Origin of the sequence: Nocardioides alpinus (assembly GCF_900112035.1) — a bacterium.
Lineage (GTDB): Bacteria > Actinomycetota > Actinomycetes > Propionibacteriales > Nocardioidaceae > Nocardioides > Nocardioides alpinus.
In genome coordinates this window covers 15,267-34,834 of the sequence record NZ_FOKC01000007.1, presented here as the reverse complement: position 1 = coordinate 34,834, position 19,568 = coordinate 15,267, and the positions used below count along the sequence as shown (strand labels likewise).

Sequence of the window (19,568 nt, the reverse complement as noted above, 5' to 3'; positions counted from 1 at the left end):
ATGGGTTCGGTACGAGTAGGCATCGTCGGAGTCGGCAACTGCGCCACCTCCCTGATCCAGGGCGTGGAGTACTACAAGGACGCTGACGCCAACGCCAGCGTTCCCGGGCTCATGCACGTCGTCTTCGGTGACTACCACGTCAAGGACGTGGAGTTCGTCGTCGCCTTCGACGTCGACGACAAGAAGGTCGGCAAGGACCTCTCCGAGGCCATCAACGCCTCCGAGAACAACACCATCAAGATCTGCGACGTCCCGACCCTGGGCATCGAGGTCAAGCGCGGCCCGACGATGGACGGCCTCGGCAAGTACTACCGCGAGACCATCGAGGAGTCCGGCGCCGAGCCCGTCGACGTCGTGCAGGCGCTCAAGGACGCCGAGGTCGACGTACTCGTCTCCTACCTTCCGGTGGGCTCCGAGGAGGCCGACAAGTTCTACGCCCAGTGCGCGATCGACGCCGGCGTGGCCTTCGTCAACGCCCTTCCCGTCTTCATCGCCTCCGACCCCGTGTGGGCCAAGAAGTTCGAGGACGCCGGCATCCCGATCGTCGGCGACGACATCAAGAGCCAGGTCGGCGCCACCATCACCCACCGCGTGATGGCGAAACTGTTCGAGGACCGCGGCGTGGTGCTCGACCGCACCTACCAGCTCAACGTCGGCGGCAACATGGACTTCAAGAACATGCTCGAGCGCGAGCGCCTGGAGTCCAAAAAGGTCTCCAAGACCCAGGCCGTGACGTCCAACCTGACCGGCACGCTCGCCGGCGCCGGCGCCCACGACCGCAACGTGCACATCGGCCCGTCCGACTACGTCGCGTGGCTCGACGACCGCAAGTGGGCCTACGTCCGCCTCGAGGGTCGCGCCTTCGGTGACGCCCCGCTCAACCTCGAGTACAAGCTCGAGGTCTGGGACTCGCCCAACTCGGCCGGCATCATCATCGACGCCGTCCGCGCCGCCAAGATCGCCAAGGACCGCGGCATCGGCGGCCCGATCCTCGGCGCCTCGGCCTACCTGATGAAGTCCCCGCCGGTGCAGATGGCCGACGACCTCGGCCGCGCCGAGCTCGAGAAGTTCATCGCCGGCGAGTGACCACCTGATCGCTGCCCCACAGAACTGCGGCCGTACGACACCCCGGAGCCCTCCGGACCCGTCGTACGGCCGCAGTTCTTTTTCGTACGGCGTCGGGCCCGGGGACGACCCTCGGCCACCGGCCCGACGGGCGAGCTCCTGCCGACCGCCCACGGTGAAGGTCGACTCCCGGAAGAGCGAGGTCCAGGCGCGGATCCGGCGAAGGTCGTGGTCCCGGCCGACCGCGGAGTTTTCCGGCAGCAGGGCCTGCCAGGCGAGCAGGTCGGCGAGGCGAGGGTCTGCGGCGTCGTGCAGAGGTGCAGACCCCGGGTGCGGACCTGTCGAGAACGGCGTACGGCGCCCGGTCGTGGAGGGCGTCGGGCTACCTCAGCCGGAGCGCCCGGCCCACCACGCGCGCAGCGCCGCCTCCGCCTGCTCGGGTGACTGCGGGCCCTCCTCCATCCGCAGCTCGAGCAGGAAGGCGTACGCCTCGCCGACCTCGCGACCGGGTCCGATCCCGAGGAGCCCCATGATCTGGTTGCCGTCGAGGTCGGGCCGGATGGACGCCAGCTCCTCCTCCTCGCCGAGCCGCGCGATGCGCTCCTCCAGCGAGTCGTAGGTGCGGCGCAGCCGGTCGGCCTTGCGCTGGTTGCGCGTCGTGCAGTCGGCGCGGGTGAGGATGTGCAGCCGCTCGAGCTGGTCGCCGGCGTCGCGGACGTACCGGCGCACGGCGCTGTCGGTCCACTCCCCCGAGCCGTAGCCGTGGAAGCGCAGGTGCAGCTCGACCAGCGTGGACACGGCGTCGATGTCGGCGTTGGCGAAGCGCAGCGCCTTCATCCGCTTGCGGGTCAGCTTGGCGCCCACCACGTCGTGGTGGTGGAAGGTGACGATGCCACCGGACTCGAACCGCCGGGTCCTCGGTTTGCCGACGTCGTGCATCAGGGCGGCGAACCGGGCGACGAAGTCGGGGCCGCCGCCGAGTCGGTGCTCGAGGTCGATCGACTGCTCGAGCACGGTGAGGGTGTGCTCGTAGACGTCCTTGTGGCGGTGGTGCTCGTCGCGCTCGAGGGCGAGGGCGGGCAGCTCGGGGAGCACGTACGCCGCCAGGCCGGTGTCGACGAGCAGCTTGAGGCCGAGCCGCGGGTGCGGGGCGCAGACGAGCTTGACCAGCTCGTCGCGGACCCGCTCGGCCGAGATGATCTCGATCCGGCCGGCCATCGCCGTCATCGCCTCGACGACCTCCGGAGCGACGCTGAAGCCGAGCTGGGCTGCGAACCGGGCCGCGCGCATCATCCGCAGCGGATCGTCGGAGAAGGAGTCCTCCGGGGTGCCGGGGGTGCGCAGCACCCGCTCGGCCAGGTCGACGATGCCGCCGGAGTGGTCGACGAACTCGCGGCTCGGCACCCGGACCGCCATCGCGTTGACGGTGAAGTCGCGGCGGCCCAGGTCGCCGGCGAGGCTGTCGCCGAAGTCGACGTCGGGCTTGCGCGAGGTGGGGTCGTAGGTCTCGGAGCGGTAGGTCGTGATCTCCACCTGCCACGGGCCCTTGCGGCACCCGATGGTGCCGAACGCGCGGCCCATGTCCCACACGGCGTCCGCCCATCCGGACAGCAGCCGCTCGGTGGTCTCGGGGCGGGCGGAGGTGGTGAAGTCGAGATCGTTCTGCAGGCGGCCGATCATCGCGTCGCGGACCGGGCCGCCGACCAGGGCCAGCTCCTCGCCCGCCTCGGCGAAGCGCGCACCGAGCTCATCGATGACCGACCCGATCCGGGTCAGCTCCGTGGCGACACGGCTCTGGATCTCGACGATCGTCAAGGGGGGCGGGGCGACGGCGGACACGACAGGACAGTCTAGGCGTCGGTCACGGCCCACCTACCAACCCGTCAACTAGAGTCGGCCCGTGCCCCGCCCGTCCGTGATCCGCGCTGCCCTGGCGGGGATCCTGGCGCTCGGCACCGCATGCGGCGCGGCGCTGGCTCCCGCGACGGCGGCCCCGGCCGAGGACCCCGACCCGCTCCTGGTGCACATCGACACCATCACTCCCGTCCTGCCACGCAACGGCGACGTCGAGATCACGGGCACCGTCACCAACGTCAGCGACGACACCTTCACCCGCGTCAACCTGCACGCGTTCTCCTCGCAGACGCCGATCCTCGACGCCGGCACGCTGGCCGAGTCCGCGGACATCGACCCCACCGCGTCGGTCGGTGAGCGGGTCACCACGCCGGGCACCTTCGACACCGTCGACGTCCTCGTGCCCGGCGCGAGCGCGACGTTCGCCGACTCGGTCCCCGTCGAGCTGCTGGGCATCCCCGACGAGGAGGGCGTCTACTGGATCGGGATCCACGCCCTCGGCGACACCGAGACGGTCCCCCGTGACGAGTTCGCCGACGGTCGGGCACGCACCTTCATCCCCGCCCGGCCCTCCGCCGACGACGACGACCCCCAGGAGGCGGCGGTCATCCTGCCGGTGCGCAACCGCGTGTGGTTCGACGGCGAGGGCAAGGTCGGGGGCACCGAGCGCTGGGCCCGCCGGCTCGAGGAGGGCGGCAGCCTCGACGGCATCCTCGACATGGCCGACTCGGCCGGCTCCACGCCGTACAGCTGGCTCGTGGACCCTGCCGTCCTCGTCGCGATCCTGCGCCTGTCGCGCGGGAACGCGCCGCGCAGCCTCGACCCGGACCCGGCCATCCCGGAGCAGGCGGCGACCCCGACCGAGACCCCGACCGACGGCGAGACGACCGAGCCGTCCGAGACCCTGACCCCCGCCGTGCCGGAGGCCACCGAGGAGCAGAGCGAGGAGGAGCAGGTCCTTGCCGCGGCCGCGGCGGCCTGGCTGGCCCGCTTCGACGCCCTCGTGGGCTCGTCACCGGTCCTGACCCTCCCCTACGGCGACCTCGACGTGTCGGCGGCGGTGCGCAACCAGCCGGAGCGGTACGCCGAGGCGCTGGGCCGCAGCACCGAGGTGATGGACGCCCTCGGACTGCCCTCCGACCTGGCCGTCGCCCCGACCAGCGACCTGCTCAGCCCCGAGGCGATCGCAGCGACGCCGGACGACGTGACCCTCCTCCTGGGCGACAACGCCTTCGCGTTCCCGCCCGACAGCCCCCACTCGGTCGTACGCCTGCTCGGTCACAAGGTCATCGTCACCAGCACCGGCGCCGAGGCGGGTGGCCCCGGACCGACGGCGGCCAGCGACCCGCTCGCCCTGCGCCAGCGCCTGCTCAGCGAGGCCGCGCTGCGCCTGGTCAACGGCGACACCGCACCGCTCGTGGTCACCCTGCCGACCGTGTGGCGCGGTGAGGACGCCGAGGTGTTCTTCGACGAGCTCGCCCAGCCGTGGCTCGACATCATCCCCGTGTCGACCGTCGCGTCGCGCTCGGCCGTCGGTGTCCCGGCCACCAACCTCGCCTACACCGAGACCGACCAGGAGGAGGAGCTGGACGGCGCCAACTTCACCGCCGCCACCCGAGCCACCGATGCCGCCGGCCTGGTCGAGGACGTGCTGACGCTCCAGACCACGGTCCAGGCCCAGGTGCGTGACGAGGTCCTGGTGACCCTCTCGGAGCAGCACCGCAAGGCTCCCCGTCTCGCGCTGGTCGCCGCCGGCCGGATCGCGGACTCGTTGCGCGGCGAGCTGGCCAAGATCGAGATCGAGGCGCCGACCTCGGTGACCCTGTCGAGCGACTCCGGCAAGCTCGGTACGACCTTGGTCAACGGTCTCGACCAGCCGGTCACCGTCCAGGTCGCCGCCACCACCGACGGCCAGCTCACCCTCACCGGCGACACCGTGCGGCAGCTGGGTCCGCGGACGCGCAGCGTGGTGCGCTTCGAGGCCACCACCACCCAGCCCGGCCTCCACCGCGTCCGCCTCACCGTCACCAGCATCGACGGGGTGCCGCTCGGGTCGGCCGAGGAGCTGCCGATCCGCGCGGCCCGGGTCAGCGCCCTCATCTGGATCGTGATGGCCGTCGGCGCCCTGGTCCTCTTCGGGATGATCGGCTACCGCCTGCCGGGCCAGATCCGTGCCCGCCGCCGGGAGCTCGCCGCGCAGCAGCAGGCCGACGCCGACGCCGAGGAGGAGACCGCCGAGGCCGAGGCCACGGAGGCCGCCCCGGGCGGGACGACCGACCCCGGCCCGACGGGCACGGCCCTGGTGCCGGAGCGCACGTGAACACCCGATGAGCGATCAGCGCATCCTGGCCTCGTCGGCGGTGATGGCCGCCGGCACCGTCTTCTCCCGGGCCTCCGGCTTCATCCGGAGCGCCCTGCTGGTGATGGCCCTCGGGGCCGCCCTGCGCGGTGACCTCTTCACGATCGCCAACACCTTGCCCAACATGGTCTACATCCTCCTGGCCGGCGGCATCTTCAACGCCGTCCTGGTGCCCCAGCTCGTGCGTCGCATCAAGGGCGACCCCGACGGCGGTGACGCGTACGCCAGCCGGGTGATCACGCTCTCCGCGCTCTTCCTCGGCGCCGTCACGGTGCTGCTCGTCGTGCTGGCCCCGCAGCTGCTCCGCATCTACCTCGACGACCGCCTGCTCCTCCCGGACCGCGCGGCGCAGTTCGAGACGATCGTGGACCTGACCCGGTGGTGCCTGCCGCAGGTCTTCTTCTACGGCATGTTCGTGCTGCTCGGGCAGGTGCTCAACGCCCGCGAACGGTTCGGCCCGATGATGTGGGCACCGATCGCCAACAACCTCATCTCGGTCGTGATGCTGGTCGCCTACCTCGTCGTGTGGGGCCCGATCGGGGACAGCCCGGAGCGGTACGAGGCGCTGACCACCAGCCAGGAGGTCCTGCTCGGCCTCGGCTCGACGGTCGGCATCGTGGCCCAGTGCCTCGTGCTGATGCCGTACCTCCGGGTGTCGGGCTTCACCTACCGGCCCCGCTTCGACTTCCGCGACCCCGAGCTCAGGAGGACCCTGTCGCTGGGGATCTGGACCGTGCTCTTCGTGATCGCCACGCAGGCCGCCTACCTCGTCGTGGTCAAGCTCGCGTCGCGGGGCACGGCCGATGGGGGTGACGGCACCGGCCTGCTCGTCTACTCCAGCAGCCTGCTGATCATGATGGTGCCGCACGCCATCGTCACGGTCTCGCTGGCGACGGCGATCCTGCCGCGGCTGTCCACCCAGGCGTCCGAGAACCGGCTGCGCGACCTCGGCACCACGGTCGGGTCGACGCTGCGGACCGCCCTCGCGCTCGTCCTGCCGTTCGCGGTCCTGCTCCCCGTGCTCGCCGGTGACGTGGCCGCGTTCGCCTTCGGCTGGGCGGGCGGTGAGGACACGGCGGCGAGCTTCGTCCCGACGCTCGCGCTCTTCGGACCCGCGCTCGCCTTCTTCACCGTCCACTACTTCATGCTGCGTGGCTTCTACGCCATGGAGCGGACCCGCCTGGTCTTCTTCATCCAGCTCGCGGTGTCGCTGACCAACATCGTGGTGGCCCTCGTCCTGGTGCCGAGCCGCCCGCCGGCGGAGACGGCGCCGATGCTCGTGGTCGCCTACCTGTCGTCGTACGTCGTGGGCGCGGCGGTCAGCTTCCTCGTCCTGCAGCGCACGGTCGGCACCCTCGAGGCGCCGCAGCTGGTCAGGTTCCTCGTCCGGATGGCCCTCGTGCTCGCCGCCGCCGGTGCGGCCGCCTGGGCGGTCGAGCTGGCGCTGGCCGGCCTCGGCGACCGACCGCCGCCGCTGGTAGCCCTCCTGCGCGGCGGGCTGAGCGGGCTGGCCGGCGGGCTCGTCGTGCTGGCGGGCGCGCGGCTGTTGCACGTACGCGAGGTCACGACCGTGGTCGACACCGTCGCGGCGCGGCTGCGACGCGGCTGATCTTGCCTACGATGACCGGGAGACCGGGGATCTGTGGACCACGTGGGGAAGGGGAGGTGAGCGGTGCCGACGTCGATGCAGGCAGGTGACGTGCTCGCTGCGCGCTACCGCCTCGACGACCTGCTGGCCGAGAACGGCACGGGCCGGTTCTGGCGCGCCCACGACCTGGTCCTGCACCGCGCGGTCGCGATCCACGTCCTTGCCGCCGACGACGAGCGTGCCGAGGCGGTGCTGTCGGCCGCCCGGAGCGCCGGACCGGTGATCAACCGACGCCTGCTCCGGGTGCTCGACGCGGAGATCAGCGACGGGCGCTGCTACGTCGTCAACGAGTGGGGCCAGGGCGACTCGCTGGACATCCTGCTCACCCGCGAGGGACCGCTGCCGCCCCGTCGCGCCGCCTGGCTCGTCGGCGAGGTGGCCGACAGCATCGCCGAGGCCCACGCGGTGGGACTCGCGCACGGCCGACTCAGCCCCGAGAACGTCCTCCTCGACCAGCACGGCCAGATCCGGATCATCGGCTTCGGCGTCGATGCGGCGCTGCGCGGCCTGCCTCCCGGTCGGACCAGCGTCGACGAGATCGACCTGGCCGGGCTCCTCTACTGCGCACTGACCGGCACCTGGGCCGGGGTGTCGGAGTCCGCGGTCCCGCCGGCGCCGGAGGTCCACGGCGAGGTGCTGCGCCCGAGACGCGTGCGCGCCGGCATCCCGCGGCTGCTCGACGCCCTCTGCGACGAGGTCCTCAACCCCCAGCACGCCCACGGCTCGGTGGACGCCGACCACAGCGCGCGCGGCATCTGCGACCAGCTCCAGGCCTACGTCGGCGACCACACGGGAACCCAGGTGCCGGTCGCGGGGCCGCGCCCGACCACGCCGACCACGCCGGCCACGCCGGCCGCACCTACGACTCCCGCCTCACCCTCGTCACCGGAGTCGACGGCGGTCGCCCCGGCGGTGCCCGTAGTGGCGGCGACCCCCGAGCCCGAGGACGTACGAGACGCGCCGACCGTGGCGCCGGCCGCCTCCCAGCACGACGAGCCGACCGCGGTCACCGACCTCCCCACGCAGGCCGGGATGCCGGTCTTCCACGACGACGACGAGGTCGACTGGCTGCGCGCACGCGCCGAGAAGCCCGAGCCTCCGCCCCCGTTGGAGGAGGTGCCGCCCAAGCCGCTCTTCGCCCCCGACCCGCCGGACGGCGAGCCCGTACGACGACCGCGACCGGGCAGCCGGGTCGCGTCGGGCAACCCGGAGTACTGGCCGTGGGACGCCTCCCAGGACTCGGGCCGCGACCCCTCCCAGGACTCCGGCGTGCGCCCGGCCGGTCGCGACACCGGCTCGTGGGCCTCCGCCTCGTGGACCGGGGACCGCTGGGGCACCGGCGACGGCCTCGACGACACCGGCAGCCAGGTGCCGGGCCGGAGCTGGATCCGGCTGGCGATGATCGTGGGCGTCTGCGTGCTGGTGATGGTGGCAGCGGTCGCGGCCTACCAGCTGGGGCTCAAGCCCCCCACGGGCGACGACTCCTCCGACGAGGCGAGCGCGACGACCACTCCGTCGGTGGCGGCGCCCACCCCCTTCACCGACCTGACCGCCGACGACTTCGACCCCCAGGGCTCGGCGCCGCGCGAGGAGAACCCCGACTCGGTCCCCAACGTGCTCGACGGCGACCCGACCACGTCGTGGAGCACGTCGAGCTACCTCCAGAACTTCGGACCGGCCGGCCTCAAGACCGGGGTCGGCCTGGTGGTCGACCTCGGCGCCACCAAGGGTGTGCGGCGGGTGGTGGTGTCGGTCGAGGGCCAGACGTCACTGGCGGCGTACGTCACCTCGACGGCGCCCACGGGCGTGGCGGGCCTGACCCCGGTCGGGACCGCGTCGGGCACCGACGAGCTCGCGATCGACCTCGACGAGGCGGTGTCGGGGCAGTACGTCACCATCTGGCTGACCCTGCTGCCGGAGGTCGACGGCGAGTTCCGCGGCACGATCTCCGAGGTGCAGGTGCTCGGGTGACCGACGACCGCTCCGACCAGGCGCTCCTCCAGGCGCACGTCGACGGGGACGCGGACGCCTTCGGTGAGCTCTTCGCCCGTCACCGCGACCGGCTGTGGGCGGTGGCGCTGCGCACGATGGGCAACCCCGAGGACGCCGCCGACGGACTGCAGGACGGCATGATCGCCGCCTTCCGCCGCGCCGGCTCCTTCCGCGGCGAGGCGGCCGTCACCACGTGGCTGCACCGCGTGGTCGTCAACGCCTGCCTCGACCGGATCCGGGCCGCCAAGATCCGGCGGCTCGAGGCGCTGCCCGACGACGTCGAGGACCGCGGCACCCTGGTTGCCACCGCCGTGCACGACGACCAGCCCGACGTCGCCGCCGAGGACGCCGAGCGACGCCGGCGGGTGCTGGCTGCGCTCGCCACCCTCCCCGCCGACCAGCGCGCGGCGCTCGTGCTGGTGGACATGGAGGGCTACCCGGTCGCCGAGGTGGCCGTCATGCTCGGCTGCGCGGAGGGCACCGTGAAGTCCCGTTGCTCGCGCGGCCGGACCAAGCTGGCCGGGCTGCTCCTCGACCTGCACCGCCCGGTCGGTGACCTCCCTCACGGGAACCCGCCCGTGGACGGTCCCGTCCAACCCACCGTGCGACCCCGCGGCCCACCCGCGCCCTGACCCCGCACCCCGCCACTGCCCTGACCCCGTGCCCCCGAGGAGGTGAACCGATGACCGACGCTCCTGACCTGACGCCCGAGCAGGACGCCGTACGCCGCCTGCTCGCCGACGCGCGCCACGACGCACCCACCCCTCCCGAGGTCGTCGCCCACCTCGACGCCACCCTCGCCTCCCTCGTCGCCGATCGAGGTGAGGCTCCTGCGGCATCCGACGCCCCGTCCCGCCCCGCGCCCGTGGCCGACCTCGCCGCGCGCCGCCGCAGGATGGCCGGGATCGGCCTGCTCGCCGCCGCCGCCGTCGTGGTCGCCGGAGTGGCGATCGGACAGGGGCTTCCCCGGATGTCCAGCGACGACTCTGCAGCCGGATCGGCCGCGGACGGTGACATGTCCACCTCGCAGGAGCGGGACTTCGGCAGCCAGGAGGACAGTGGGGGCGCCGACAGCGGGGGCGCAGAGAGCGAGAGCGGTGCGGCGGAGATGGGCCCGGAGTCGCTGAAGAGCACTGCGCCCTCCCCCGGTGCCGCCTATCCGACCCTCTCCACCGCCGACGCCGACCTCGACCAGCAGCTCCTCGGGCTGCGGTCCGACGCGGGTGCACGTCGCAACCCCCTCGCCTCGCCGTCGCAACCCGACGCCTTCTGCATGCTCGGCATCGGTCCCGGTCGGCGTCTTGCCGCGGAGATCGACGGCCAGCCCGGGGTGGTCGTCTACAGCCCGCGGTCCGGCGACGCCCAGGAGGTCGCGCTCTTCGTCTGCGGCGACGGCGAGCCCGTGCGTACGCTCTTCCTGCCGCTGCCCTGACCCGACTGGGTGCTGCGTCACCCGTGGAGCGGGAAGAACGCTGCCCTACGATCGGTTGAGGACGTCGTACGCACGAGAAGACCCGCACCCGATCCAGCAGGAGTGACTGACCCCCATGAGCGAGACCACCGCCACGCGCAACGTGATCATCATCGGCTCGGGGCCCTCGGGCTACACCGCCGCTGTCTACGCGGCGCGCGCAGCCCTCGAGCCGCTCGTCTTCGAGGGCTCGGTCACCGCCGGCGGCGCGCTGATGAACACCACCGAGGTGGAGAACTTCCCCGGCTTCCGCGACGGCATCATGGGTCCCGCGCTGATGGACGAGATGCGCGCCCAGGCCGAGCGCTTCGGCGCCGAGCTGATCTCCGACGACATCGTGGAGGTCGACCTCACCGGTGACGTCAAGGTCGTCAAGACCGCGACCGACACCTACACCGCGCGCTCGGTGATCCTCGCGACCGGCTCCGGCTACCGCAAGCTCGGCCTCGCCCGCGAGGAGGAGCTCTCCGGTCGCGGTGTCTCGTGGTGCGCGACCTGCGACGGCTTCTTCTTCCGCGAGCAGGCGATCGCTGTCGTCGGCGGCGGCGACTCCGCGATCGAGGAGGCCACCTTCCTCACCCGCTTCGGCTCGAAGGTCTACCTGATCCACCGCCGTGAGGAGCTGCGCGCCTCCAAGATCATGCAGGAGCGCGCCTTCGCCGACCCCAAGCTCGAGATGGTCTGGAACTCCGAGGTCGCCGCGATCAACGGCGCCGACCGGCTCGAGTCGATCACCCTGCGCGACACGACCAACGGCGAGGAGCGCCAGCTCGACGTCACCGGCCTGTTCATCGCGATCGGCCACGACCCGCGCTCGGAGCTCCTGACCGGCCAGGTCGACCTCGACGACGAGGGCTACGTCCTCGTCGACCACCCGTCGACCGCGACCAACCTCCCCGGTGTCTTCGCTGCCGGCGACCTGGTCGACCACCACTACCGCCAGGCCATCACCGCGGCCGGCACCGGCTGCGCCGCGGCCCTCGACGCGGAGCGCTTCATCGCAGCCCTGGACCACGAGGCCTCCACCGCGGGCGAGGCCGCTGCGGTCGTCGAGGCGATCAGCGAAGAGGTGCAGACCGCCGGCGCCTGATCAGCTCGGCCACCTCGCGCGGCTCGTCGACCCACAGACCCACCCGGGTCACGGTCGTCGGGCCGTGCGGCGTCTCCAGGACCGTCGGACCGGTGAGCACCAGCTCGAGGTTGGTCCTGCTACCGACCCCGACCAGCAGCGTCGCGTCCGGCTCATCGGCCTCCACGTGCACCGACCTCAGCAGTCCGGGGAGCTCGTGGTCGACGGTCCGGACACTGGCGACCTGGTCGAGGGGCACGTCCACGCGGGCGTGGATGCCGTCGCGCACCTGCAGTGCGCGCTCACCCAGCAGGTGCGGGCGTACGCGGTAGGCAGCGAGCAGGCCGAGCATCCACAGCAGGCCCCAGACCCCCAGCATCAGCAGCGGGATCCGCAACGGCGTCCACCACCGGCTCAGCAGCACGTCGAGCACCACCACCTCGACCGCGGACCCGAAGATCCACAGCATCAGCATCGGCGCCACCAGCTGCGAGTATCCGATCGGGACGGTGCCGGGGGGCACGTCGCGTCGGCGGGTGATCCAGCGGCCCAGGGCGAGGTAGAGCGTGACCTCGAGCCTCAGCGCGGCCCACACGAGCCTCCGCGCCCGTCGCAGGTGCTCCATCACTCCTCCTCCATCAGCTGGGCGAACCGGTGCGTGGTCTCCTCGAGCACCTCGGCGAAGGTGGCCAGCCGCGCGGTCGGCACGTCGCCGAAGAGCCGCTGGGCGAGGGCGACGTGCGAGCTCACCAGGTCCGCGATCGTGCGTGTGCCGAGATCGGTCGGGGTCACCAGCGTCGCGCGGCGATCGCCGGGGTGGGGCTCGCGCGTCACGTGCGCGCTCGCGACGAGGCCGTCGACCAGGCCGGTGACGTTGCGAGGGGTGACCCCCAGCGCCTGGGCCAGCGACTGCTGCGTCGTGGGTCCGGTCTCGCCCAGCACCCAGAGCAGGTGCACGCGGGGCGTCGTGAGCCCCTGCTCGCGCTCGAAGCGCGCGAGGTCGGCCTGTACGAGTGTCGCGAGGTGGAGGACGCGATCGAGGACCTCGGTGGGTGCGGTCATGTAGTGAATGTACTTCATGATGTAGCACCCACACCACTCGTGCGGTAGTCCGGCCGCCCTCGCGTCGGGAACATCTGTCCGACGGGTGGTGTTGACTCAGACATCACCGCATACGACCCGAGAAAGGGGCACCTCCCGTGGCCAACATCGCCGCAGTGACCGACGCCGAGTTCGAGGCGCAGGTCCTCAAGTCCGACAAGCCCGTCCTCGTGGACTTCTGGGCCGAGTGGTGCGGCCCGTGCCGCCAGGTCGCCCCGATCCTCGACGAGCTCAACGCCGAGCACGGTGAGAAGCTCACCTTCCTCAAGATGAACGTCGACGAGAACCCCGTGACGCCGTCGTCCTACCGCGTCACCGGCATCCCGACGATCAACGTCTACCAGGGCGGCGAGGTCGTGAAGTCCATCGTCGGTGCCAAGCCCAAGGCTGCGCTCCTCAAGGAGCTCGAGGGTCTGATCTGAGACAGGTCTCGATACGCCGCTCGTTCCTCGCGGCTACTCGACCACCGAAGTCCTAGTCGCCGGAGGCGACCCGTACCGATCCGATCGGGCGGGTCGCCTTCTGCGTGGGGCGTACGGCACCCCACACCCGCTCCAGCGCCAACTCGACCTCGTCCTTCCAGCTGAGCGCGGTGCGCAGCTCCATCCGCATCCGCGGCGTCGTCGGGTGCGCGCGCTGGGTCTTGAAGCCCACGCTGCCGAGGAACTCCGCCGGCAGCACGCAGCCCTGCGCCTGCCCCCGCGTGTCGCCGTAGGCTTCGATCGCGCTCTGGCCGCGCTCCACGAGGTCGGCGGCCATGGCCTGCACCAGCAGGCGTCCGAGCCCACCGCCGCGGTGGGCGGGATCGATCCACGCCGTCGCGGCCAGGATCGCGTCGGGAGACGTCGGGGCTGTCGCGAGCGCCGCGGCACCGGGCAGGCGGTCCGCAGGGGCGTAGACGATGTGACCGACGGTGCGCCCGTCGATGCGTACGACCCGCCCGCACGAGCCCCAGTCGCGCAGCACGCCGGAGAGCCAGCTCTCCTTCTCCGCGATGCGCTCGGCCTCGTCGAGCCGCGCGCGGTCCACCGGGCCGAGCTCCCAGAACAGGCACGAGCGGACCGGATCGGTCAGCTCCGCGAGGTGGTCGACCGTGAGGCGTGCGGTCTTGCGGGACACGATCTCGATGCTAGCCCCGTTCGCGCCTGAGAGGATGAGGCGTGCGCCCGATCCGACAGAGCAAGAAGCTGCAAGGTGTCCGCTACGACGTGCGCGGACCGATCCTGGTCGAGGCCCAGCGGCTGGAGGCGGAGGGCCACCGCATCCTCAAGCTCAACATCGGCAACACCGCGCCGTTCGGCTTCGAGGCACCCGAGCAGATCATCGCCGACATGATCCACCACCTGCCGCAGTCGCAGGGGTACGCCGACTCGCAGGGGATCTACTCGGCGCGCACCGCCGTCATGCACTATTACCAGTCCCACGGGCTGCGCGACGTCGGCGTCGAGGACATCTTCATCGGCAACGGCGTCTCCGAGCTGATCTCGATGGTGCTCCAGGCCTTCGTCGACGACGGCAACGAGATCCTGGTGCCGGCCCCCGACTACCCGCTGTGGACCGGTGCCGTGACGCTCGCCGGCGGCATCCCCGTGCACTACCGGTGCGACGAGGAGGACGACTGGAACCCCGACCTCGCCGACATCGAGGCCAAGATCACCGAGAACACCCACGCCCTCGTCATCATCAACCCCAACAACCCCACCGGCGCGGTCTACAGCCGGGAGACGGTGAAGGGGCTCGTCGACATCGCCCGACGGCACCAGCTCGTGGTGATGGCCGACGAGATCTACGAGAAGATCCTGTTCGAGGACGCCGAGCACCACCACGCGGCCACCTTCGGCGGCAACGACGTCCTGACGCTGACGTTCTCCGGCCTGTCGAAGGCCTACCGCGTGTGCGGCTACCGCGCCGGCTGGGTGATGATCGCGGGTCCGAAGGAGATCGCGACCGACTTCCTCGAGGGCCTCACCCTCATCGCCAACATGCGGATGTGCGCCAACGTGCCGGCGCAGCACGCCATCCAGACCGCCCTGGGCGGCTACCAGTCGATCGAGGAGTTCATCGGGCCCGGCGGACGCTTCTACGAGCAGTCGATGCTGGCCCACCGGCTGCTCAACGAGATCCCCGGCGTCTCCAACGTCAAGCCCCGCGGCGCCCTCTACTGCTTCCCGCGCCTGGACCCCGAGGTGTACGCGATCGAGGACGACCAGGAGTTCGTGCTCGACCTGCTGCGGGCCAAGAAGATCCTCGTCACGCACGGCAGCGGCTTCAACTGGCCCGCGCCCGACCACTTCCGGCTGGTGACGCTGCCCGAGGCGAGTGTGCTCGAGGAGGCCATCGGCCGCATCGCCGACTTCCTGGCCACACGCCGCTGACGGACGCGTGAGTTCCTCATCACGAGGACTCGTCCACACCGGCGCGGCACCCTAGGCTCACCGCCATGCGAGACGTGACCTACCCGCCGATCATCGTGACCGCGAAGACGGCCTTCCGGGCGCTGGGCCAGCGCTTCCAGCTCCACGGGACCGAGCACGTCCCCCGCGAGGGCGGGGTGCTGCTGGCCTACAACCACATCGGCTACGTCGACTTCGTCTACGGAGGGCTCGCCGCCAACCCCTCGGGTCGGCTGGTGCGCTTCATGGCCAAGCGTGAGCTCTTCGACCACAGGTGGGTCGGTCCGCTCATGCGCTCCCTGCACCACATCGAGGTCGACCGCGGCGAGGGCGTCGCGAGCTTCCACACCGCGGTGGAGTACCTGAGGTCCGGCGAGGCCGTCGGGATCTTCCCCGAGGCGACGATCTCGCGGGCGATGGAGCTCAAGGAGTTCAAGACCGGCGCCGTACGCATCGCGGCCGAGGCCGGCGTACCCCTGGTGCCCGTGATCCTGTGGGGCACCCAGCGGATGATGACCAAGGACCACGAGCGCGACTTCTCCCGCGGCAAGACGATCTCGATCCATGTCGGCGAGCCGATGCACGTCACCGGCGAGAACCCGGTCGCGGAGACGGCGGAGCTGAAGGCGCGGATGGAGAAGATGCTCGACGAGGCGATCGCGTCCTACCCGTCCGACGAGCAGCCGCCCGGGGCCTGGTGGGTCCCTGCGTCCAGGGGCGGCTCTGCGCCCACGCTCGAGCAGGCCGTCGTGCTCGACGCCGCGGAGAAGCGGGAGCGGGCGCGCAAGCGGGCCGAGAAGCGCGCGAAGAAGCGAGCCTGACGCTCCGTCGACAGGTCGATTTATCGACAGGTCGTCCTGTCGCTTTGTTGTTTTGTCGACAATGACGGAGTCACCGCTGAAGCGGTGACTCCCGCGCTGATGGGCCGTTGCAACGGCCTACCAGCGCAAGACTCCGCACAGGTGACCCCGGTCGGGGGTGAGGAGCAGGCGCGGCGAGCCTCGAGACCCCCGAGATCTTGAACGTCGCCCCCGAGAGGTTTCGACGCGCTCGTACGACCTCGTTCCTCGGTCGAGTCGCTTGCTCTACCTGGCCGGACCCACGCCGTCCGCTCGTTCCTCGCGGTCGGCTGCTCGTCTCATCAGATCGGCCGGTCGCTCCGGTTGCGCGGATCCATGATGTCGACGATGCGACGGAGGTCGTCGAGGCTTGCGAACTCGACGGTGATCTTGCCCTTGGCCTTGCCCAGGTCGACCTTGACCCGGGTCTCGAGGCGGTCGGAGAGGCGGTCGGAGAGCTCGGTCAGCCCGGGCGCAACCGGCTTGTTGCGTGTCGCCCTGGGCGCCGCAGCGGGCTCCACGCCCATCGAGACGATCTCCTCCAGGCCTCGCACGGAGATGCCCTCGGCCGTGACCCGCGCAGCGAGCTTGTCCTGCAACGCAGGGTCGTCGACGCTGAGGAGCGCCCGGGCGTGCCCGGCGGAGAGTACGCCGGCAGCGACCCGCCGCTGGACGGGCGGGGACAGCTTGAGCAGCCGCAGCGTGTTGGAGATCTGCGGACGGGAGCGACCGATGCGCTGGGCGAGCTCGTCGTGCGTGCAGCCGAAGTCCTCGAGCAGCTGACCGTAGGCAGCCGCCTCCTCGAGGGCGTTGAGCTGTGAGCGGTGGAGGTTCTCCAGGAGGGCATCGCGGAGCATGTCGTTGTCGTCGGTCTCGCGGACGATCGCAGGGATCGTGTCGCGGCCGGCCTCCTGGGACGCGCGCCACCGACGCTCGCCCATGATGAGCTCGTAGGAGTCGTCCCCGGTCCTGCGTACGACCACCGGCTGGAGCAGGCCGACCTCCTGGATCGAGTGCACCAGCTCCGCCAGCGCCTCCTCCTCGAAGACCTGCCGGGGTTGCCGTGCGTTGGGTCGCACCTGCGTGATGGGCAGCTCGGCGAAGTAGGCACCCGCAACCACGCCACCGGCCACGGATCCGTCTGTGGCGGGGGAGGGGGCGCCTGCGGGGGCCGAACCGTTCGACGCCGGTGTCGAGGACGGCGTCACCTCACTCGTGCTCGCATCCGGAGCAGGCTGGCTCGGCCCGGTCGGGATCAGTGAGCCCAGACCCCGACCGAGTCCACGCCGGGGCGGGTTCGCATTCATGCCGGTGCTCCCTTGCTGGCGATCTCGCGGGCGGCCTCCAGGTAGGAGAGTGCGCCCGCCGACGCAGGATCGTAGGTCATCACGGTCTGCCCGTACGAGGGCGCCTCGGACACGCGCACCGACCGCGGGACAGCGGTCTTGAGCACCTGGTCACCGAAGTGCGTACGCACCTCGTCGGACACGCCGGCCGCGAGCCGGGTGCGGGCGTCGTACATGGTGAGCAGGATCGTCGAGACCACGAGCTGGGGGTTGAGGTGCTGACGCACCATCTCCACCGTCTCGAGCAGCTGACCGAGGCCCTCGAGCGCGTAGTACTCGGCCTGGATCGGGATGAACATCTCCCGACCCGCGACCAGGGCGTTGAGGGTCAGCAGGCCGAGGGAGGGCGGGCAGTCGACGAACACGTAGTCGAAGCGCTCCTCACCCACGGCGTCCGCCGTGCCCACCAGCGGATGAGCCGTGATCGCCCGGGCGAGCCGCTGCTCGCGGGCGACGAGGCTGACGAGCTCGATCTCCGCGCCGGCGAGGTCGATCGTGGCGGGCACCACCCACAAGCCCGGCAGGTCGGCACACTCCGTCATCACGTCCACCAGCGGCTGACCGTCCACCAGCATGTCGTAGGTCGACGGCACTCCGCGGTGGTGGTCGATCCCCAGAGCGGTCGAGGCGTTGCCCTGCGGGTCCAGATCGATGACCAGCACCTTCTGGCCCAGCTGGGCGAGGCCGGCCGCGACGTTCACGGTCGAGGTGGTCTTGCCGACGCCGCCCTTCTGGTTGGCCACGACCATCACGCGGGTGGCGTCCGGGCGCGTCACTCCCTGCCGGCGCAGGCCGCCGCTGCGCGCCAGCACCGAGTGCTGCGCCGCCTGCGCGAGCGGAGTCGCGTGGTCGTGGAACTGTTCGTCCTGTGCGGCGATGTCAGCAGCCGTCCGAACCCGCCACGCGGGTCGTGTTTCACGTGAAACGTCCGACCCTCCTGTTTCACGTGAAACATTCCCAGCCTGTGGATGAACCGGGTCTTCCTGTGGATAGCCTCGCTCAGAGGGCACCTCGCCGCCGGTGGAAAACTCTCGAGGCTCGTTGCTCGACGCCGGCCAGGCCACGTCCTGGGTGGGATCTCCGCTCAACTCAACTCACCTCTCGCTGCACTGCACGCTTGTCGCGACGCTGTCGGCGTCGCGTGGCCTCGCGGGCAAGGGGCCAACCTATCCGTGCCGGATCGGCCCACGTCACCCGCACCACCGTCGTTGCCGGGTCCACGACACCCGTACCCACCTCGAGCACCTCCGGAACCGCGCACCGCCAGGTGTGGAGGGCGGCGGCGGCCGAGGCGATCTCCTCATGGATCGACTGCCCCTTCATCGCCACCAGCGCACCGGTGGGAGCGACGAGCGGCATGGACCAGCCGAGGAGGCGCTCCAGGGGAGCAACGGCCCGCGAGGTCACCACGTCGAAGGTCGCCGCGCCGTGGAGCTCCTCCGCCCGCCCCCGCACCACCGTGACGTGCTCGAGGCCCAGCTCGTCGACCACCTCGTCGAGGAAGGTCGTCCGCCTCAGCAACGGCTCGACCAAGGTCATCTGTACGTCCGGTCGGGCGATCGCCACGACCAGACCGGGCAGCCCGGCCCCGGTGCCGATGTCACAGACGGAGGCCCCCTCGGGCACGACCTCGGCCAACACTGCCGAGTTGAGCACGTGCCGGTCCCACAACCGCGGGGCCTCACGAGGACCGATCAACCCGCGCAGCACACCTTCGGTGGCGAGGAGATCGGTGTACCGGGCAGCCAGGTCCAGCCGGTCGGACGCGAACACCCTCCGCGCCACCTCGGGCACGGAGGGTGTTGTTTCACGTGAAACGTCGTCGTTCACGCGGGAAGGATCACCACGTGACGCTTCGGCTCGGCGCCGTCCGACTCGGACGTGAGCCCGGCGGCGGCCACGGCGTCGTGGACCACCTTGCGCTCGAAGGCGCTCATCGGCTCGAGCGACAGCGGCTCACCGCTGTCCCTCACCTCGGCGATGGACTTCTCCGCCAGCGCGACGAGGCGGGTGCGCTGCTCGGCACGGTGACCACCGACGTCGAGCATCAGGCGCGAACGCTCACCGGTCTCCCGGTAGACCGCCAGCCGGGTCAGTTCCTGCAGCGCCTCGAGCACCTCACCGTTGCGACCCACCAGCGTGCTGAGGTCGGCGCCACCGATCTGCACGCTCGCGCGGTCACCCTCGACGTCCATGTCCAGGTCGCCGTCGAGGTCGGCGATGTCGAGGAGCTCCTCGAGGTAGTCGGCGGCGATGTCGCCCTCGTTCTCGAGCCGTTGCACCTTGGTCGGGCGGCCGGCCTTGTCCTCGCCGTCCGTGCCCGTTTCCTCGCCGGCCTCGGTCTGCACCGCCTCGGTGCTCTCGGTCTCGAGCTCCTCAGTGTCCGTCATCTGCTCACTCACGTGTGTCTCCTGCTTCATTCGGATGCGGT

General features: G+C 71.2%; 18 protein-coding genes. 10 read left to right on the top strand and 8 right to left on the bottom strand.

All coding sequences use genetic code 11. The annotated features are described in order from the left end of the window. Positions 1–1,086 carry an inositol-3-phosphate synthase gene (locus BM127_RS14445; RefSeq protein ID WP_091199567.1) on the top strand — a complete coding sequence of 362 codons (1,086 nt, stop codon included), beginning with the start codon at positions 1–3 and terminating at the stop codon, positions 1,084–1,086. Positions 1,087–1,452: 366 nt separating this feature from the next. Here the strand turns inward: BM127_RS14445 and BM127_RS14440 are convergent, their stop codons facing one another. Further along, on the bottom strand, positions 1,453–2,874 hold the full coding sequence (locus BM127_RS14440) for a CCA tRNA nucleotidyltransferase (RefSeq protein ID WP_416143256.1): 1,422 nt from the start codon (positions 2,872–2,874) through the stop codon (positions 1,453–1,455). Between the two features lie 91 nt (positions 2,875–2,965). Between BM127_RS14440 and BM127_RS14435 the strand changes: the two genes are divergently transcribed. From BM127_RS14435 to trxB, 6 genes are all read left to right on the top strand, one after another. Beyond that, positions 2,966–5,239 carry a DUF6049 family protein gene (locus BM127_RS14435; protein ID WP_101228856.1) on the top strand — a complete coding sequence of 758 codons (2,274 nt, stop codon included), beginning with the start codon at positions 2,966–2,968 and terminating at the stop codon, positions 5,237–5,239. A 7-nt stretch (positions 5,240–5,246) separates the two neighbouring features. Further along, positions 5,247–6,887, top strand: a complete 1,641-nt coding sequence (gene murJ, locus BM127_RS14430) for a murein biosynthesis integral membrane protein MurJ (protein WP_091199561.1) — start codon at positions 5,247–5,249, stop codon at positions 6,885–6,887. A gap of 63 nt (positions 6,888–6,950) precedes the next feature. Further along, a complete protein-coding gene (locus BM127_RS14425) occupies positions 6,951–8,897 on the top strand; it encodes a protein kinase family protein (RefSeq protein WP_091199559.1) in 1,947 nt (648 codons plus the stop codon). Then, the gene (sigM, locus tag BM127_RS14420) at positions 8,894–9,550 is read left to right on the top strand and encodes an RNA polymerase sigma factor SigM (protein ID WP_091199557.1); all 657 of its coding nucleotides are present in this window, start codon (positions 8,894–8,896) and stop codon (positions 9,548–9,550) included. The genes BM127_RS14425 and sigM overlap by 4 nt, the downstream gene beginning before the upstream one ends. Positions 9,551–9,600: 50 nt before the next feature. Further along, the gene (locus tag BM127_RS14415; RefSeq protein ID WP_091199555.1) at positions 9,601–10,350 is read left to right on the top strand and encodes a hypothetical protein; all 750 of its coding nucleotides are present in this window, start codon (positions 9,601–9,603) and stop codon (positions 10,348–10,350) included. A 115-nt stretch (positions 10,351–10,465) separates the two neighbouring features. Further along, entirely contained in the window at positions 10,466–11,479 is a 1,014-nt protein-coding gene (gene trxB, locus BM127_RS14410) for a thioredoxin-disulfide reductase (protein WP_091199553.1), read from the top strand. On the opposite strand, the gene BM127_RS14405 is transcribed toward trxB, so the two are convergent. Together BM127_RS14405 and BM127_RS14400 are read right to left on the bottom strand one after the other, a co-directional pair. After that, entirely contained in the window at positions 11,448–12,083 is a 636-nt protein-coding gene (locus tag BM127_RS14405; protein ID WP_091199551.1) for a hypothetical protein, read from the bottom strand. The genes trxB and BM127_RS14405 overlap by 32 nt on opposite strands. Further along, positions 12,083–12,520 (bottom strand): MarR family winged helix-turn-helix transcriptional regulator, encoded by a 438-nt coding sequence (locus BM127_RS14400; protein WP_091199876.1) that lies wholly within the window; start codon positions 12,518–12,520, stop codon positions 12,083–12,085. The genes BM127_RS14405 and BM127_RS14400 overlap by 1 nt, the downstream gene beginning before the upstream one ends. A 137-nt stretch (positions 12,521–12,657) precedes the next feature. Here BM127_RS14400 and trxA point away from each other — a divergent pair, with 137 nt between their 5' ends. Continuing rightward, positions 12,658–12,981, top strand: a complete 324-nt coding sequence (trxA, locus tag BM127_RS14395) for a thioredoxin (protein ID WP_091199549.1) — start codon at positions 12,658–12,660, stop codon at positions 12,979–12,981. 52 nt (positions 12,982–13,033) lie between these two features. On the opposite strand, the gene BM127_RS14390 is transcribed toward trxA, so the two are convergent. After that, entirely contained in the window at positions 13,034–13,678 is a 645-nt protein-coding gene (locus BM127_RS14390; protein ID WP_091199547.1) for a GNAT family N-acetyltransferase, read from the bottom strand. 41 nt (positions 13,679–13,719) lie between these two features. On the opposite strand from BM127_RS14390, the gene BM127_RS14385 reads away from it, so the two are divergent. Together BM127_RS14385 and BM127_RS14380 are read left to right on the top strand one after the other, a co-directional pair. Further along, on the top strand, positions 13,720–14,934 hold the full coding sequence (locus BM127_RS14385; protein WP_091199545.1) for a pyridoxal phosphate-dependent aminotransferase: 1,215 nt from the start codon (positions 13,720–13,722) through the stop codon (positions 14,932–14,934). A gap of 65 nt (positions 14,935–14,999) precedes the next feature. Beyond that, on the top strand, positions 15,000–15,773 hold the full coding sequence (locus BM127_RS14380) for a lysophospholipid acyltransferase family protein (protein ID WP_091199543.1): 774 nt from the start codon (positions 15,000–15,002) through the stop codon (positions 15,771–15,773). A 320-nt stretch (positions 15,774–16,093) separates the two neighbouring features. On the opposite strand, the gene BM127_RS14375 is transcribed toward BM127_RS14380, so the two are convergent. The 4 genes from BM127_RS14375 to BM127_RS14360 form a co-directional block, all read right to left on the bottom strand. Beyond that, positions 16,094–17,098, bottom strand: a complete 1,005-nt coding sequence (locus BM127_RS14375; RefSeq protein WP_091199541.1) for a ParB/RepB/Spo0J family partition protein — start codon at positions 17,096–17,098, stop codon at positions 16,094–16,096. Next, on the bottom strand, positions 17,095–17,949 hold the full coding sequence (locus BM127_RS14370) for a ParA family protein (protein ID WP_276327187.1): 855 nt from the start codon (positions 17,947–17,949) through the stop codon (positions 17,095–17,097). Before BM127_RS14370 ends, BM127_RS14375 begins: the two co-directional genes overlap by 4 nt. A 277-nt stretch (positions 17,950–18,226) precedes the next feature. After that, on the bottom strand, positions 18,227–18,967 hold the full coding sequence (gene rsmG / locus BM127_RS14365) for a 16S rRNA (guanine(527)-N(7))-methyltransferase RsmG (protein ID WP_091199538.1): 741 nt from the start codon (positions 18,965–18,967) through the stop codon (positions 18,227–18,229). Next, the gene (locus BM127_RS14360; protein WP_372476678.1) at positions 18,964–19,557 is read right to left on the bottom strand and encodes a Jag family protein; all 594 of its coding nucleotides are present in this window, start codon (positions 19,555–19,557) and stop codon (positions 18,964–18,966) included. The genes rsmG and BM127_RS14360 overlap by 4 nt, the downstream gene beginning before the upstream one ends. Positions 19,558–19,568 lie beyond the last annotated feature (11 nt).